The 13,303-nt window shown below is 59.8% G+C and carries 16 protein-coding genes; 15 read left to right on the plus strand and 1 reads right to left on the minus strand.

The annotated features are described in order from the left end of the window. From ACI2KA_RS06775 to ACI2KA_RS06845, 15 genes are all read left to right on the plus strand, one after another. The coding region (locus tag ACI2KA_RS06775) for a flagellar basal body rod C-terminal domain-containing protein (RefSeq protein ID WP_404500450.1) at positions 1-621 on the plus strand (621 nt) is incomplete at its 5' end. A gap of 3 nt (positions 622-624) precedes the next feature. Then, a complete protein-coding gene (locus ACI2KA_RS06780) occupies positions 625-1,722 on the plus strand; it encodes a flagellar hook-associated family protein (protein WP_404500452.1) in 1,098 nt (365 codons plus the stop codon). A 34-nt stretch (positions 1,723-1,756) separates the two neighbouring features. Continuing rightward, complete coding sequence (gene flaF / locus ACI2KA_RS06785; protein ID WP_404500454.1) at positions 1,757-2,101, plus strand: flagellar biosynthesis regulator FlaF; 345 nt, start codon at positions 1,757-1,759, stop codon at positions 2,099-2,101. Further along, on the plus strand, positions 2,098-2,547 hold the full coding sequence (gene flbT / locus ACI2KA_RS06790) for a flagellar biosynthesis repressor FlbT (protein ID WP_404500456.1): 450 nt from the start codon (positions 2,098-2,100) through the stop codon (positions 2,545-2,547). The genes flaF and flbT overlap by 4 nt, the downstream gene beginning before the upstream one ends. Beyond that, positions 2,538-2,996 carry a flagellar hook assembly protein FlgD gene (gene flgD, locus ACI2KA_RS06795; RefSeq protein ID WP_404500458.1) on the plus strand — a complete coding sequence of 153 codons (459 nt, stop codon included), beginning with the start codon at positions 2,538-2,540 and terminating at the stop codon, positions 2,994-2,996. Before flbT ends, flgD begins: the two co-directional genes overlap by 10 nt. A 48-nt stretch (positions 2,997-3,044) precedes the next feature. Continuing rightward, on the plus strand, positions 3,045-3,311 hold the full coding sequence (locus ACI2KA_RS06800) for a flagellar biosynthetic protein FliQ (protein ID WP_404500460.1): 267 nt from the start codon (positions 3,045-3,047) through the stop codon (positions 3,309-3,311). A 159-nt stretch (positions 3,312-3,470) separates the two neighbouring features. After that, positions 3,471-5,558 (plus strand): flagellar biosynthesis protein FlhA, encoded by a 2,088-nt coding sequence (gene flhA / locus ACI2KA_RS06805; RefSeq protein WP_400818202.1) that lies wholly within the window; start codon positions 3,471-3,473, stop codon positions 5,556-5,558. Further along, positions 5,555-6,310 (plus strand): flagellar biosynthetic protein FliR, encoded by a 756-nt coding sequence (gene fliR, locus ACI2KA_RS06810; RefSeq protein ID WP_404500462.1) that lies wholly within the window; start codon positions 5,555-5,557, stop codon positions 6,308-6,310. Before flhA ends, fliR begins: the two co-directional genes overlap by 4 nt. 15 nt (positions 6,311-6,325) lie before the next feature. Continuing rightward, complete coding sequence (locus ACI2KA_RS06815) at positions 6,326-6,745, plus strand: hypothetical protein (RefSeq protein WP_404500464.1); 420 nt, start codon at positions 6,326-6,328, stop codon at positions 6,743-6,745. A 115-nt stretch (positions 6,746-6,860) separates the two neighbouring features. After that, positions 6,861-7,418, plus strand: coding sequence for a rod-binding protein (locus tag ACI2KA_RS06820; RefSeq protein ID WP_003503348.1), 558 nt, complete (start codon positions 6,861-6,863; stop codon positions 7,416-7,418). A gap of 29 nt (positions 7,419-7,447) precedes the next feature. Further along, positions 7,448-7,816 carry a hypothetical protein gene (locus ACI2KA_RS06825; RefSeq protein ID WP_404500466.1) on the plus strand — a complete coding sequence of 123 codons (369 nt, stop codon included), beginning with the start codon at positions 7,448-7,450 and terminating at the stop codon, positions 7,814-7,816. Further along, on the plus strand, positions 7,816-8,352 hold the full coding sequence (locus tag ACI2KA_RS06830) for a hypothetical protein (protein WP_404500468.1): 537 nt from the start codon (positions 7,816-7,818) through the stop codon (positions 8,350-8,352). Before ACI2KA_RS06825 ends, ACI2KA_RS06830 begins: the two co-directional genes overlap by 1 nt. Before the next feature lie 199 nt (positions 8,353-8,551). Then, a complete protein-coding gene (locus ACI2KA_RS06835) occupies positions 8,552-9,226 on the plus strand; it encodes a WecB/TagA/CpsF family glycosyltransferase (protein ID WP_404500470.1) in 675 nt (224 codons plus the stop codon). A gap of 113 nt (positions 9,227-9,339) precedes the next feature. Next, positions 9,340-11,115 (plus strand): hypothetical protein, encoded by a 1,776-nt coding sequence (locus ACI2KA_RS06840; RefSeq protein ID WP_404500472.1) that lies wholly within the window; start codon positions 9,340-9,342, stop codon positions 11,113-11,115. 77 nt (positions 11,116-11,192) lie between these two features. Further along, positions 11,193-12,092, plus strand: a complete 900-nt coding sequence (locus ACI2KA_RS06845) for a bifunctional methylenetetrahydrofolate dehydrogenase/methenyltetrahydrofolate cyclohydrolase (RefSeq protein ID WP_404500474.1) — start codon at positions 11,193-11,195, stop codon at positions 12,090-12,092. Between the two features lie 12 nt (positions 12,093-12,104). On the opposite strand, the gene ACI2KA_RS06850 is transcribed toward ACI2KA_RS06845, so the two are convergent. Beyond that, positions 12,105-13,130, minus strand: a complete 1,026-nt coding sequence (locus tag ACI2KA_RS06850) for a LacI family DNA-binding transcriptional regulator (RefSeq protein ID WP_404501178.1) — start codon at positions 13,128-13,130, stop codon at positions 12,105-12,107. Between the last annotated feature and the right edge of the window lie 173 nt (positions 13,131-13,303).

Here is a 13,303-nt window from a genome sequence, read left to right on the forward strand (position 1 = left end):
ATGCAGAGCCAGCTTGATGAAATCGCCCGCGGTCTCATCACCATGTTTGCGGAAAAGCCAGCGGATGCGACCGCGGGCCTGCCGGACATGCCGGGTCTGTTCACCTATGGCGCGCCCGCGGCCACGACCATTCCGGCCGACGGGGTTGTCTCTCCCGGGCTCGCCGCCAGCATTACCGTCAACCCGGCGTTAATTATTTCCAAAGGTGGCAATCCGCAATTGTTGCGCGATGGCGGCATCAACGGTACCGATTATGTCATCAATAGCACAACTTCGGGCGGGACGGGTTTCTCCGCCCTGATCGACAGCTATGTAACCGCTTTCGACGCGCCCATGAATTTTTCCGCGTCGACACGTATCGATACGAATACCAGCATCCTGAAATACGGCACCAACTCGATGGGGTGGCTTGAACAGGAACGGTCCGGCGCGACTTCGGCAAACGAATCGAAAAGCGCCCTCTACGAGCGCTCGGCCTCCTCCTATTCGAACAATACCGCGGTCAGCCTGGATGAAGAGCTTTCGCTGCTCATGGATATCGAACAGTCCTACAAGGCGGCCACGAAACTGGTGACGACAGTGGACGAAATGCTCAAGTCGCTGATGGACATGGTGAGGTAAACGATGAAAACGTCCTTCATTTCATCGCTGGCAATGCAGAACAGCATGCGCAGCACCATTCTCAAGGCTCAGCTCGAGATGACAAATCTCAATACCGAGCTGACGACGGGTAAACATGCGGATCTGGGCGTGACGCTGGGCGCGAATACCGCGCGCAGCCTCGACCTCAACCGCGACGTCGACCGCCTCCAGTCCAACATCACCATCAATTCATTCGCCACGCAGCGTCTTGAATCCTCCCAGTCGTCTCTGACCTCGATGGCCACGGCTGCCAACAAGATCCAGAGCGTCCTGCTGACTACGAACGGGGCGGAGGCGCCGACCACGGCGGTCGTGCTTCAGACCATCACCGATGCGTATAAGACCTTCACGGGTTTTGCCAATACGGCCGTCGGCGGAGAATACCTGTTTTCGGGCATCAATACCGACGTGCAGCCGGTCGACGACTATTTTGCCGAGGGATCGACGCTGAAGACGGCCTATGATGCCGAGTTGAACAGCTTCCTCGCGACGGCGGGTGTGACAAAGGTATCTGAACTGTCCAAGGATCAGGTCAGTGCGTTCATGACCCATATCGAGGGCGTGTTCAACGGCACGACCACGGTAACAAATCCGCCGCATACGGGCCTCGACGCCACCCAGAATTACGATTTCTGGACGACCTTCGGTTCCAAGGCGAGCGACACCAACATGACGAGCCGCATCAGCCAGAACGAGGTGGTGGAAAGCTCCACGAACAGCAATTCCCAAGGGATGCGCTATTTCGCCATGACGGCCATCACCGCCATGACCTTTCTCGATGACAGCGTGAACAGCGAGATCCGCGCCATGGTGGCCTCGCAGTCCGGCACCAATATCGGCAAGGCGATTGACGGTCTGAACCAGCAGGCGAGCAGTCTCGGACTTTCGCAGGAGCGCGTCACGAAAGCCAATGATGCGCTGGCCGCCCAGAAAAAGATCATCGAGACGCATCTGCTGGATATCGAGGGGATCGATACCTACGAGGCCAAGACACGCCTCGATCTGCTGCAGCAGCAGATTGAGATCGCATACAGCCTGACGTCGCGCCTGCAAAAAATGAGTCTGGTGAACTACCTCTGATGAACAGGGGTGGCGGCAGATAAAGGATACATGAATGTACCAGTTTTCCTACGCCGAAATCATGGAGGATGGTGTCGCCAACGCGAAGGATCGCGAGCGGCAGGCGTTGACAAAATCGATCGACCTGCTGGCGGAGGCAAAGGATAGCTCTTCCCAGCGCCATACGATCGAAGCGCTTTTTTACACTCGACGGGTCTGGATCCGCTTCATTGAGGACCTCAAGCAACCCGACAACCAGCTTGCCATGGAACTCAGGGCCAATCTGATTTCGATCGCGATATGGATATTGAAAGAGTGCGAACTGATCCGGAAACGTCAGTCGACGAATTTCCAGGGCATAATTGACGTGACAACCATCATCAGGGATGGACTGAAATGAAAAGTACACTTCGGATTTCGCTGAAATCGGGCGAAAAGATTTTCATCAACGGCGCGGTTTTGCGGGTGGATCGCAAGGTGGCGCTCGAGTTCCTGAACGATGTCACCTTTCTGCTTGAAAACCACGTTCTGCAGCCGGAGCAGGCGACGACCCCGCTCAGGCAGCTGTATTTCATCGCGCAGATGATCCTCATCAACCCCGAAGGGCGCGAACAGTCCACGAACATGTTCCGTAAATCCGTGAGCATGCTGCTGAACTGCTTCCAGCATGACGAGGTTCTGGCGGAACTCAAGCGGATCGACGGGCTGGTTGCCTCGGGCAAGGCCTTCGAGGCGCTGAAGGCCATTCGCGGACTTTATCCGATCGAGGAAAAGATCCTCAACAATCAGGAAATGACCCCCGCAACGATCGAACAGATTCGCAAGGAGATCGCACCATGGCGGTAGATGCAGTCACTTCGGCAGCGTCAAATCCCTGGGCCAATGCCGGGGCGAGCAGTTCCGACAGCAGCGCGGCGTCGCTGAACTATGACAGCTTCCTGAAGCTTCTCATCGCCCAGATGAAGAACCAGGATCCGACGAGTCCGATGGATGCCGGCGAGCAGATGTCGCAGCTTGCGAGCTTCTCGCAGGTCGAGCAGACGATCAAGACTAACACCCACCTGAAGAGCATGCTGCAGGCGGAAGCCCTGACCCGCGCTTCCGATCTGGTCGGCAAGACGGTCAAGAGCGCCGACGACACCGTGACCGGCGTGGTGAAGGAAGTCGAGGTCTATTCGGACGGCGTTGTCGCCATCACCGAAGCTGGTGACAAGGTGCTGCTGCAGGCCGGTGTGACCTTCTCGAAACCCGCGATCACGAGTACATCTGATAGCGGAACCGATTCGGGCACATGACAATGAAGAGGCGGCATGATGCCGCCTTTGCGGAATAAGGATGCGACGATGAACGAGGCCGATGCGCTTGACATCATGCAGGCCGCAGTCTGGACGGTTCTCGTCGCGGCCGGTCCGGCCGTTCTGGCGGCCATGATCGTCGGTGTCGCCATCGCCTTCATTCAGGCCCTGACACAGGTCCAGGAAATGACGCTGACCTTCGTTCCGAAGATCGTGACGATCATGATCGTCCTCGGCGTCGCCGCCCCTTTCGTGGGCGCGCAGATCGCACTTTTTTCCAACCTCGTCTTTTCCCGCATCCAGTCCGGCTTCTAGCGTCGGTTCTCGTCGGATGCCATCCTCGCGCAAGCTTCAGCGTCTAGGGATAGGCTGAAGCATCGGGCCGAATTGCGTGAGCCGTTTTGGAAAACCGATGCCGCGGAACCGTGCGGCGGCTTTTCCGTCGCCCTTCTCATGAAGAGACAGGACGAATTTATGGCGCAACCACCAGTCATCTCCTTGCCCAAGGTCAGTCCGAGCACGCGTGACATCGGGTTCGCCCTGGGCATCGTGGCGATCCTCTGCGTTCTCTTCCTGCCGATTCCGGTCATGCTGGTGGATATCGGCCTGGCCTTTTCGATCGCACTTTCGGTTCTCATCCTCATGGTGGCGCTGTGGATCCAGCGGCCGCTGGATTTCTCGTCTTTCCCGACCGTGCTGCTGATCGCGACCATGATCCGCCTGTCGCTGAACATTGCGACGACACGCGTTATCCTTTCCCACGGCAATGAGGGGCCAACGGCGGCCGGCGGCGTGATTGCGGGTTTTTCCAGCCTCGTCATGTCCGGCGATTTCGTCATCGGTCTGATCGTCTTCCTCATCCTCATCACCGTCAACTTCATCGTCATCACCAAGGGCGCGACGCGTATCGCCGAAGTCGGCGCCCGCTTCACGCTGGACGCCATTCCCGGCAAGCAGATGTCGATCGACGCGGATCTGTCCGCCGGCATCATCGACGAAAAGGAAGCGCAGCGCCGCCGCCGTGAGCTGGAAGAGGAAAGCTCCTTTTTCGGTTCGATGGATGGCGCCTCGAAATTCGTCCGCGGCGACGCGATCGCCGGCCTCATCATCACCGCGATCAATATTTTCGGCGGCATCATCATCGGCTATTTCCGCCACGGCATGCCGATCGGCGAAGCGGCCGACGTCTTCGTCAAGCTTTCGGTCGGTGATGGTATCGTTTCGCAGATCCCGGCCCTGATCGTATCGCTGGCCGCCGGCCTGCTGGTGTCGCGCGGCGGCACCGCCGGTTCGACGGATCAGGCGGTCGTCAATCAGCTGAGCGGTTATCCGCGTGCGTTGATGGTCTCGGCCATGCTGATGGGTCTGCTTGCCATCATTCCGGGCCTGCCGTTCCTGCCCTTCATCTTCCTTGGCGGCATCATGGCCTTTGGCAGCTGGTATATTCCGCGCCAGGCGGAAGCCGAGAGCGCGCTGCGCCGCCAGGAAGAGGAGAACAAGGTTCTCCAGACCACCGAAGCGGAAAAGGATTCCGTCAAGCAGGTGCTGAAGACGGCCGAGATCGAACTGGCGCTCGGCAAGCAGGTTTCCACCCGCCTTCTCGGCGCGCATCAGGAACTGGCTTTCCGCGTCGGCAAGATGCGCAAGAAATTCGCAAGCCAGTACGGTTTCGTTGTCCCGGAGATCAAGGTCTCCGACGACATCATGATCCCGGAAAAGGCCTACCAGATCCGTGTCCACGGCACGACCATCGCGTCCAGCAACCTGCGTGTCGGCGATGTTCTGGTCGTGACCGGGGCAGGGCGCAAACCGAGCATTCCCGGCGACGAAATCCGCGAACCCGCTTTCGGCATGCCCGCCGTCTCGATCCTTGAGACCTTCACCGAGGATCTGAAGCGCGAAGGCTTCCATCCGATCGACAACGTCTCCGTGGTGCTGACGCATCTGAGCGAAGTCATCCGCAACAACCTGCCGCAGCTCCTGTCCTACAAGGACGTCAAGATCCTCATCGACCGGCTCGATCCCGAATACAAGAAGCTGGCCGACGAGATCTGCTCGTCGCACATGTCCTATTCCGGCCTGCAGGCGGTGCTGAAACTGCTGCTTGCCGAGCGCGTATCGATCCGCAACCTGCATCTCATTCTCGAAGCCGTCGCCGAACTCGCGCCGCATGTGCGCAAGACGGAACAGATCGTCGAACATGTGCGTGTACGCATGTCGCAGCAGCTCTGCGGCGACCTGGCCGACAATGGCGTGCTGCGCGTCCTGCGTCTCGGCAACAAGTGGGACATGGTCTTCCATCAGGCGCTCAAGCGCGACCAGAAGGGCGAGATCGTCGAATTCGATATCGATCCGCGCCATCTCGAGGAGTTTTCCGAGCAGGCTTCCAAAGTTATCCGTGAATTCATGGATCGCGGCCTGCCCTTTGTCCTTGTAACCTCGCCGGAAACGCGGTCCTATGTGCGCATGATTATCGAGCGACTCTTTGCGACCCTGCCCGTTCTTTCGCATGTGGAACTGGCCAAGGGGCTGGAGATCAAGATCTTGGGCGCCATTTCATGATAACCGACCCGCAAGGGACAATTATCGCATTGTTCCTTGCCATCTGCCGCATCGGTGCCTGTTTCATGACCATGCCGGGCTTTTCCAGCACGCGCATCTCACCGCAGATCCGCATGTTGCTCTGCGTGGCGGTATCCATGGCGCTTCTACCGGTGCTGTGGGATACGATCTATCCGAAGGTCTCGGGCGCAACCCAGGGCACGGTCGTCGGCCTCATCTTCACCGAGGTGGTCATTGGCGCGATGTACGGCCTCATCGCCCGGTTTTATACGCTCGGTTTCCAGTTCACCGGCGCGCTCATCGGCGCTTCCATCGGCCTCAGCGCGCCCGGCGGTGCGGATGTCATCGAAGACGTGCAGGAAAACCAGATATCCAACTTCATCACCTTTGGCGGCCTCTTGGTGCTGTTCATGCTGGATTTCCACCATATCGTCCTGAAGGCGCTGGTGGATTCCTATACCGCGACGCCGGTCGGCGCCCTCATCAGCGGCCAGAAGATGCTGATCACGCTTACCGACACGCTCAGGGCGTCCTTCTCGATCATGCTGCGGCTTGCAAGCCCGTTCGTGATCTATGGCCTGATGTTCAACGTCGCGGTCGGCCTCATCAACAAGCTGGCGCCGCAGATCCCGGTCTATTTCATCTCGACGCCCTTCGTTCTGGCGGGCGGCCTCTTCATGCTCTACCTGTCGGTCGCCGCCCTCATCCGCCAGTTCGTGGATGGTTTCGGCCCGGTTTTCATCGGTTTCTGATCGCGAGGAAACGCCATGGCTTCGGACAAGCGCTCCGCCAAGCTCAAACGTCTGGTAACGGTCCAGCGCCACATGGAAAAAATGGCCGAGGTGGAACTGGCCGATACCACCCGTGCGCGCGCCGAGGTCAGCCAGTCCATGGACAATGTTCTGGAAGCCATGAGTTCCATGGAGCCGGTTCACCAGACATTCTCCAGACACTATTCGGATCGCTATGGCCGCCTCGTCGTCAAGGACCGCCAGCTCACCGGCGTGCAGCAATTGCAGGAAACCAAGGTGCTGAAGGAAAAAACCAAGGCCGACCGGCTGGAGGACAGGATGCACCTTGCACGCGATCTCGAGGATCGCGAGGCCGATGATAATGCAATCTATGATTTGTTAGAAATTACGAATATTTCCCGGACGCCAGCCTCCAGCAAGGTTGGCGATCCATAGTCTCTTCCATTGTTGCATCGCGGACGTTTTAAAGGACGTCTCCGGCGATGTTTCTTGATTGAGCGAACGCGCCGGTTTTCCGTTCTGCACGTTCGCCAGCTCGGGAGAACGGGACGTGGCGATATCGGTTATAAGTGATCTGGTGATGGATGTGGTGCGCGCAGCGGACCCCCAGGAAGTGCAGGTCGCCCAGGAAAAGCTGAAGGCGAACAAGGCGGCCTTTGCCGCGACCAGCCTTGCCGATGCCGGCAAGGGCTTTGGCGCCGCTGTCGACATGCTGGATGGGGCCTCCTCCAAGGCAGGCCTCGGCGATACCAACATCCGCGCGGCCCGCACCGAAATTCCGGAAACATATCGCAAATACGAAGCCTCGGTTCTCCAGACCTTCGTTGCCAACATGCTGCCGAAAGACAGCGAGGAAGTGTATGGCAAGGGGAATGCCGGCGAGATCTGGAAGAGCATGATGGCCGAACAGTTTGCCGACACGATCTCCAGAAATGGCGGCGTCGGCATTGCCGAACAGGCCTACAAGGATGCGTTGCGGAAAGCCGAAAGCAAAGGCATTACCGACGTTTCCATGAATGAAAAAGACCACAATGCTGCAATTCGGATGGTGGCGGAGTTCGAGCGGCAGGTCCTCGGCGTTTCCAATGAGAAAACGGACGAGGCTTGAAAATGAAAAACCTTAACGAGGAGACAAGCATGGACCTTATGTCGAACGACCACCGTATCCAATCCGTTCTCGGCCGCCTTGAGATGATCATCGACAATGAGAACGACAATATCGGTAAGGACCCGCAATTCGACTTCAAGGTTTCCAACGCCCACAAGAGCCGTTGCCTTTATGAACTGACCATGCTGTTCCGCGACACGCCGCGTGAGGAAATCGCCGGCGGTTACCTGGAGCAGGTAAAGGGCATCAAGTCCAAGCTCGCGACCAATGCCAGCCGCGTCGAGGCGCATCTCAACGCCGTCCGCGCTGTTGCGGATCTGCTGAAGAACGCGATCCAGGAGGCCGATACCGACGGCACCTATTCGCAGGAACAGTTCATGTACGGCGCAGCCTCCTGATGTTGAAGCTTCTTCTCACCGGCGTCTGGGTTTGCGCCGTCACGCTCGGCGCGGTGTATTTCTCCGTCCAGATGGCGACGGCGCCGGGGGATGAGGCGGGCGCGAAAAAGGCCAATCTGCAATTGGTCAAGGGCGAGAGCATCACCATCCCCGTCATCAACGACGGCGGCGTGAACGGCTATTTCCTCAGCCGGATTTCGCTGCAAGTCGACAGGGACAAGATGGCGAAGATAGAGCTGCCGGCAACGCAGCTGATGACCGACGAATTGTTCACGCTTCTGGCGGGCTCCTCCATGGTCAATATCGCCAATATCTCCACCTTCGATCCCGAGGCCTTCAAGCAGCGTATCCGCGAGGGTCTGAACAAGAGGCTCGATGACGAGGTGGTCGAGGACGTGCTGATCGAGCAGCTCGATTATCTGTCCAAGGCCGATATTCGCGAGCAGAACGGCAATGGCACGCCCCGCTCGGTCAAGATCGTCGAGGGCGAGAAGGCCGAAGCCGGCAAAGAAGCGGCGGCAGCGCCGGGCCACTGAGGCCGGAAGCCGCGGATCACGCGCCGGTCGTCGGAAAGCCGTCCGACAGTCTGGTTAATCCTTCCTTTGCATGACCGGAAACATTCGAGCGATTGCTTTCAGGGTAACTTCAACCAGCACCTGTATAAACAGACTCATGAGCCGTCGTCCCGCAACCTTGCGCCGGACGGGCGGCAGGTTTGGCATTCGGGGGTCGGTAATGAATTTCGCGGCAGGTTTTGCGCGGTCGGGATCGCAACGGAACATCCATGGACTGCGTATCTGTGATCTCGACTGGAACGGGGCGCTGGCACTGGTCAGCGGCGGTGCTTCGGCCGGCGAAGGCCACATGATGCTCTCGTTTCTCACCATCGACAAAGCCAGGCTGTCCCTCAAGGACATCGCCTACCGCGAGATTCTGGAAAGCTGCCTGCTTCTGCCGCAGGGCAAGGCGATGATGGCCGCAGCCCGCGTTGAAAATGGCAGGCCGCTACCCGTTGTCATCGATGGCGTCGCTTTCGTCATGGCGCTTCTGACCTATATGGCTGTGCCGAAACGGATCGGCGTCGCGGGCGACGATGCGGCCCAGGTCGGTGAGGTGCTGGCAAAGCTGCGCGCCCACGCGCCCTGGCATGATTTCGTAATGCTGGGCCGGGACGCTTCCGGCGTGAAAGTCGATGTTCTGCTTGCCGGCATGCTCGATGAAAATCAGGAGAAATGGCTGCATCGCAGCGTCAGCCGCGAGGATGCGCGCGTCGCGATCGCGGTCGGCCCATTGTTCAAGGTGCTGTCGTCCGAGGTGGCCGGCATGCCGGAAATTTTCCGCAAGCTGCATATGAGCTGGCTTTACAGCCTCTGCGCCGAACCCTGGCACATCGCGCTCGGCAAGAGCTGAGACAGGCCCGCAAAGCGTTGCGTTAACCATTTGTTTGCCACGATCCTTTAACCTCTCGTAAGGTTTTGACAGTCGCCCGTAACGGGTGGCGCCGAGGGTGCAGACGGCTTCAGATGGTTGATCACAGTCCGGATATGATGGCGGTTCGCCCCGACGAGGACGATATCGCCGTGCCATCGTCGCAATGGCGCAGACATTGTCTGCGGCTTCTGACCGCCGGCTGTGTGGCCGCCGCCACCATTGCCGGCGCCGCACTTCCGCTTCTGCTGATCGATTCCGGTTTTCGCGGATATGTGTCGCAGGCGCGGATCGAGGTCATCCAGACGTCCTATGATGCGCCCGATGCATCCCGCTTTCTGGCATTGGCGCGGCGCACCCTCTTATCCCCTTCCGGGCTCGACCGGATCAGCGGCGACCTGAAGCTGAAGGCTGCCGATATGGTCGGCGTTCGCAATCAGGGTGAGCTTGGCCTGCTTTTCGATCTCCTGACGGGGACGGATGCGCGCCCGCTCTCGCCGCGCGAGGCACTGAATGGCGCGGTGGGCAAGGCGATAGGGCTGGAGCTGACCCCGGATGAAAATACGCTGGTCGTAACCTCGAGGGCAGCCACGCCGGATGCCGCCATGCGGTTGACGGATTACCTTTCGATGCGGGTCATGGCGGATGGCAAGGCCGGCACCATGACGCCGGCCATGCGCGAGACGGAACGGGCGCGGACAAGGCTCGACGAGGCGGAGGCCGCATTGAACGGGTTTCAGATGCGCCATGGCGATGCTGTCCTGTCGGAAGTGCAGCAGCTTGAACAGCAATTGCGTGACGCGAACGACGGCCTTGCCAGAACGGCGCAGCAGCAACAGTCGGTTCAGTCCGATCTGGCGGTTGCCGCCGCGCTCAAGCCAAATGACCTGCTGTCAAAACCTCTGCCGTCGGGTGCGGCTTTCTCGGCGCTTGAAGATATCCGGCAGAAGCATCAGGCGGCCAGCATGGCGCTTGCCGGCGTGTCGGTCGATTACGGGCCGAAGCACCCCCGCCGCATCGCCGCCCAGAACGCTGTGGATGCAGTACAGGCGCTTGCCGCTCCTGCCTTGCGCCGACTGGTTGATGGTTTGCGGGCGGATGAAAAGCGCATCGCCCAGGAGATTGCGGCAGCCAATGGCGAGCGCAAGCGACACCTCGACCGGCTGAACGGCCTCGGTGTTCCCCCGGGTGAACTTTCCCGGTTGCAGGGGGAGCTGGAGACGGCGCGAAACACCTATCTGGAAGCCAGCGAGCGTCGCGACCTGTCCGTGTCCAACACCCCGGCCGTGGAGACCCGCCTGACGAAGAAGGCCAATCCCGGAGAATTGTCCCGCGACCTGACGCAGGCCGCCATGATGGCGGGCGGCGGCGCCCTGATCGGCCTGCTGGGCAGTCTCTACCTGCTGAGCTATCGCCGCCATGACGCGGAAGACGAGGTTGAACAGGTCCTCGAAAGCGAGGCGCAACCTTCCTTTTCCAGGGAGGAGCCGGCGCAATCCCCGCAATTCCTGGAATTCGAACCCATCGAGCCGGCTGTATTCGACGATCTTCAGGAGCCCGGCATGGAGGCGCATGTCGAGCCTGAGGAGGTCGCTTTCGCCGACTATTATGCCGCGGCCGCGAATGACGCCGACGACATGCCGCTGGACGAGCGCGTGCGGCAGGTGCTGATGGGTAACCGCACCGTTGGAAACGCCGCCCAGATGTCGCCTGAGCTTCCGCCATTGCTCAGTGAAGCCCTTGCCGGGCACTTCGATCATGAGCAGGCCGAAGCCGAGGAGTTGGCGGAATTGAGACGCGAGCTGGCGCTCTTGAGGGAGCGTCTTGCCGATTACGCCGATCACCGCGGCGGCTACCGCAAAACTGCCTGACGAGGCTGCATTTTTGCTTGCATTCCTGCAAAGGGGGCACCATACGGGGCCAACGTAATCCAGCAGGAGCAAGACGCATGGCAGTTGTGATTGACGGGAAGGCGAAGGCGGCTTCGGTAACGGAGGCGGTCCGCAAATCGGCAGAAGCGCTCGAGGCGGAACGGGGCATCAAGCCCGGTCTCGCAGTCGTCATCGTCGGCAATGATCCGGCCAGCCATGCCTATGTGAACTCCAAGAGCAAGATGGCCAAGCAATGCGGCTTCAATTCCATCCAGCACACGCTGCCGGAGGAAACCACGCAAGGTGAACTCCTGAAGCTGGTTGGCGAAATGAATGCCGATGCCGCCATTCACGGCATTCTGGTGCAGCTTCCGCTGCCGAAGCACTTCAATTCCGACGAGATCATCCAGTCGATCCTGCCGGAGAAGGATGTCGACGGCCTGAGCGTGCTGAACGCCGGCAAGCTAGCCACCGGCGATCTTGCCACCGGTCTCATTTCCTGCACGCCGGCCGGCGCCATGCTTCTGGTGCGCGGCATTCACGGCGACGACCTCTCCGGCCTGAATGCCGTGGTCATCGGCCGTTCGAACCTGTTCGGCAAGCCGATGGGTCAGCTTCTGCTGAACGCCAATGCCACGGTGACCATGGCGCATTCGCGCACCGGCGATCTCGCCACCATCTGCAGGACGGCGGATATTCTGGTGGCGGCGGTCGGTCGCGCGGCAATGGTGAAGGGCGACTGGGTGAAGCCCGGCGCCACCGTCATCGATGTCGGCATCAACCGCATTGCCGCACCGGAAAAGGGCGAAGGCAAATCGAAGCTGGTCGGCGATGTGGCCTTCGATGAGGCAAGCGCCGTCGCCGCCGCCATTACGCCCGTACCAGGCGGCGTCGGCCCGATGACGATTGCCATGCTGATGGCCAATACCGTCATCGCCGCCTATCGTGCGCTCGGCAAGGCCGCCCCGAAATTCTGATTGACCGGCCGGCTACGCCTTCGGAGCCGGCCCCGTCGAAGCGCGCACCACGAGTTCCGCCTTCCAGAGCTCCTGATGCGGTTCCGTCTGGTTAAGCTTGATGCGGTTGATAAGCCGCTGACCCACGCGCACGCCTGCTGCCCTCAGCGAAGAACGGGTGGTGGTGAGCGGAACGGAAAAATTGTCGGGTTTCAGAAGCGGCAGCACGTCGTCATGGGCGATCAGCGAAATATCCCTGCCGGGTTTCAAGCCCCGCTGGTTCAGCGAGCGGATCGCGCCCAGCGCAAGCGCGGTGCTGGCGCAGAGAATGGCGGTCGGCCTTTGCGGCTGGGAAAGCAGCGCCTCCATGCCGAGATACCCTTCCTCATCCGTCATGCTGCCGTGCCGCTTATTGTCCGGGTGCAGGGAAAGACCACTTGCCGCCAGCGCCTTTTCCACCCCGAGACAGCGCCGGTAAGTGAAATCATAACCTTCCGGGCCGTTCAGAAGCCCGATGCGCGTATGACCAAGCTGGAGGAGAAGCTGGGTCGCATCCCGAAACGCGCCTTCATTGTCCACGTCAAGATAGGGATAGTCCTCCTCCACGCCGATGGAACGTCCATGCACGAGGAAGGGTAGGGAAAGCGACTGCATCATGGCGATGCGGGGGTCGTTCTTTTTCATATAGGCGAGATAGATGCCGTCGACGCTGCCGCTTGCCGCCAGTCCCCGCAGGGCTTCGCGTTCCTTTTCCGGCTCTGTCGGCATGATCACGAGATGAAAGCCGCTGCGCGACGCCTCTTCGCCGAGACCGCTCAGGAATTCGCCGAAATGCACGTCGGAGCGGTGATGTTCGCCGATCGGCATGACGAGCCCGATGGAGCCGACCTTGCCGGTTGCCAGCCGCTGCGCTGCCGCATTGGGGCGATATCCGGTCTTTTCGGCAGCCTCCATGACGCGACGGCGTGTGTCCGCGCTCACCTCGGGATAGCCGTTGAGCGCCCTGCTGATGGTGGTCTGCGAAATACCCAGCAGTTGCGACAACTGTTTCAGGTTCATGTTTTTCTTTTCCTCCATGCGCGCGTCGGAAAGCGGCAAAAGCCTCTCCTCGCATTCCCAAAGCGCTTTAGATTTTTATCAGCCCGCACGGTTTTTCTCAATCGAAAATGATAGCCGCCTTCCTAAATAAATATGACTATTCGCAAGGCGCTGCAACGTTTCCGCAGAAAGTG

The organism is Agrobacterium sp. NPDC089420, assembly GCF_044900305.1.
Lineage (GTDB): Bacteria > Pseudomonadota > Alphaproteobacteria > Rhizobiales > Rhizobiaceae > Agrobacterium.

Coding starts and splice junctions, on each gene's coding strand:
- ACI2KA_RS06830 (WP_404500468.1), top strand. CDS start 7,816: ATGTTGAAGCTTCTTCTCACCGGCGTCTGGGTTTGCGCCGTCACGCTC.
- flaF (WP_404500454.1), top strand. CDS start 1,757: ATGTACCAGTTTTCCTACGCCGAAATCATGGAGGATGGTGTCGCCAAC.
- ACI2KA_RS06825 (WP_404500466.1), top strand. CDS start 7,448: ATGGACCTTATGTCGAACGACCACCGTATCCAATCCGTTCTCGGCCGC.
- fliR (WP_404500462.1), top strand. CDS start 5,555: ATGATAACCGACCCGCAAGGGACAATTATCGCATTGTTCCTTGCCATC.
- ACI2KA_RS06800 (WP_404500460.1), top strand. CDS start 3,045: ATGAACGAGGCCGATGCGCTTGACATCATGCAGGCCGCAGTCTGGACG.
- ACI2KA_RS06835 (WP_404500470.1), top strand. CDS start 8,552: ATGAATTTCGCGGCAGGTTTTGCGCGGTCGGGATCGCAACGGAACATC.
- ACI2KA_RS06850 (WP_404501178.1), bottom strand. CDS start 13,130: ATGAACCTGAAACAGTTGTCGCAACTGCTGGGTATTTCGCAGACCACC.
- flgD (WP_404500458.1), top strand. CDS start 2,538: ATGGCGGTAGATGCAGTCACTTCGGCAGCGTCAAATCCCTGGGCCAAT.
- flbT (WP_404500456.1), top strand. CDS start 2,098: ATGAAAAGTACACTTCGGATTTCGCTGAAATCGGGCGAAAAGATTTTC.
- ACI2KA_RS06845 (WP_404500474.1), top strand. CDS start 11,193: ATGGCAGTTGTGATTGACGGGAAGGCGAAGGCGGCTTCGGTAACGGAG.
- ACI2KA_RS06840 (WP_404500472.1), top strand. CDS start 9,340: ATGGTTGATCACAGTCCGGATATGATGGCGGTTCGCCCCGACGAGGAC.
- ACI2KA_RS06780 (WP_404500452.1), top strand. CDS start 625: ATGAAAACGTCCTTCATTTCATCGCTGGCAATGCAGAACAGCATGCGC.
- ACI2KA_RS06815 (WP_404500464.1), top strand. CDS start 6,326: ATGGCTTCGGACAAGCGCTCCGCCAAGCTCAAACGTCTGGTAACGGTC.
- flhA (WP_400818202.1), top strand. CDS start 3,471: ATGGCGCAACCACCAGTCATCTCCTTGCCCAAGGTCAGTCCGAGCACG.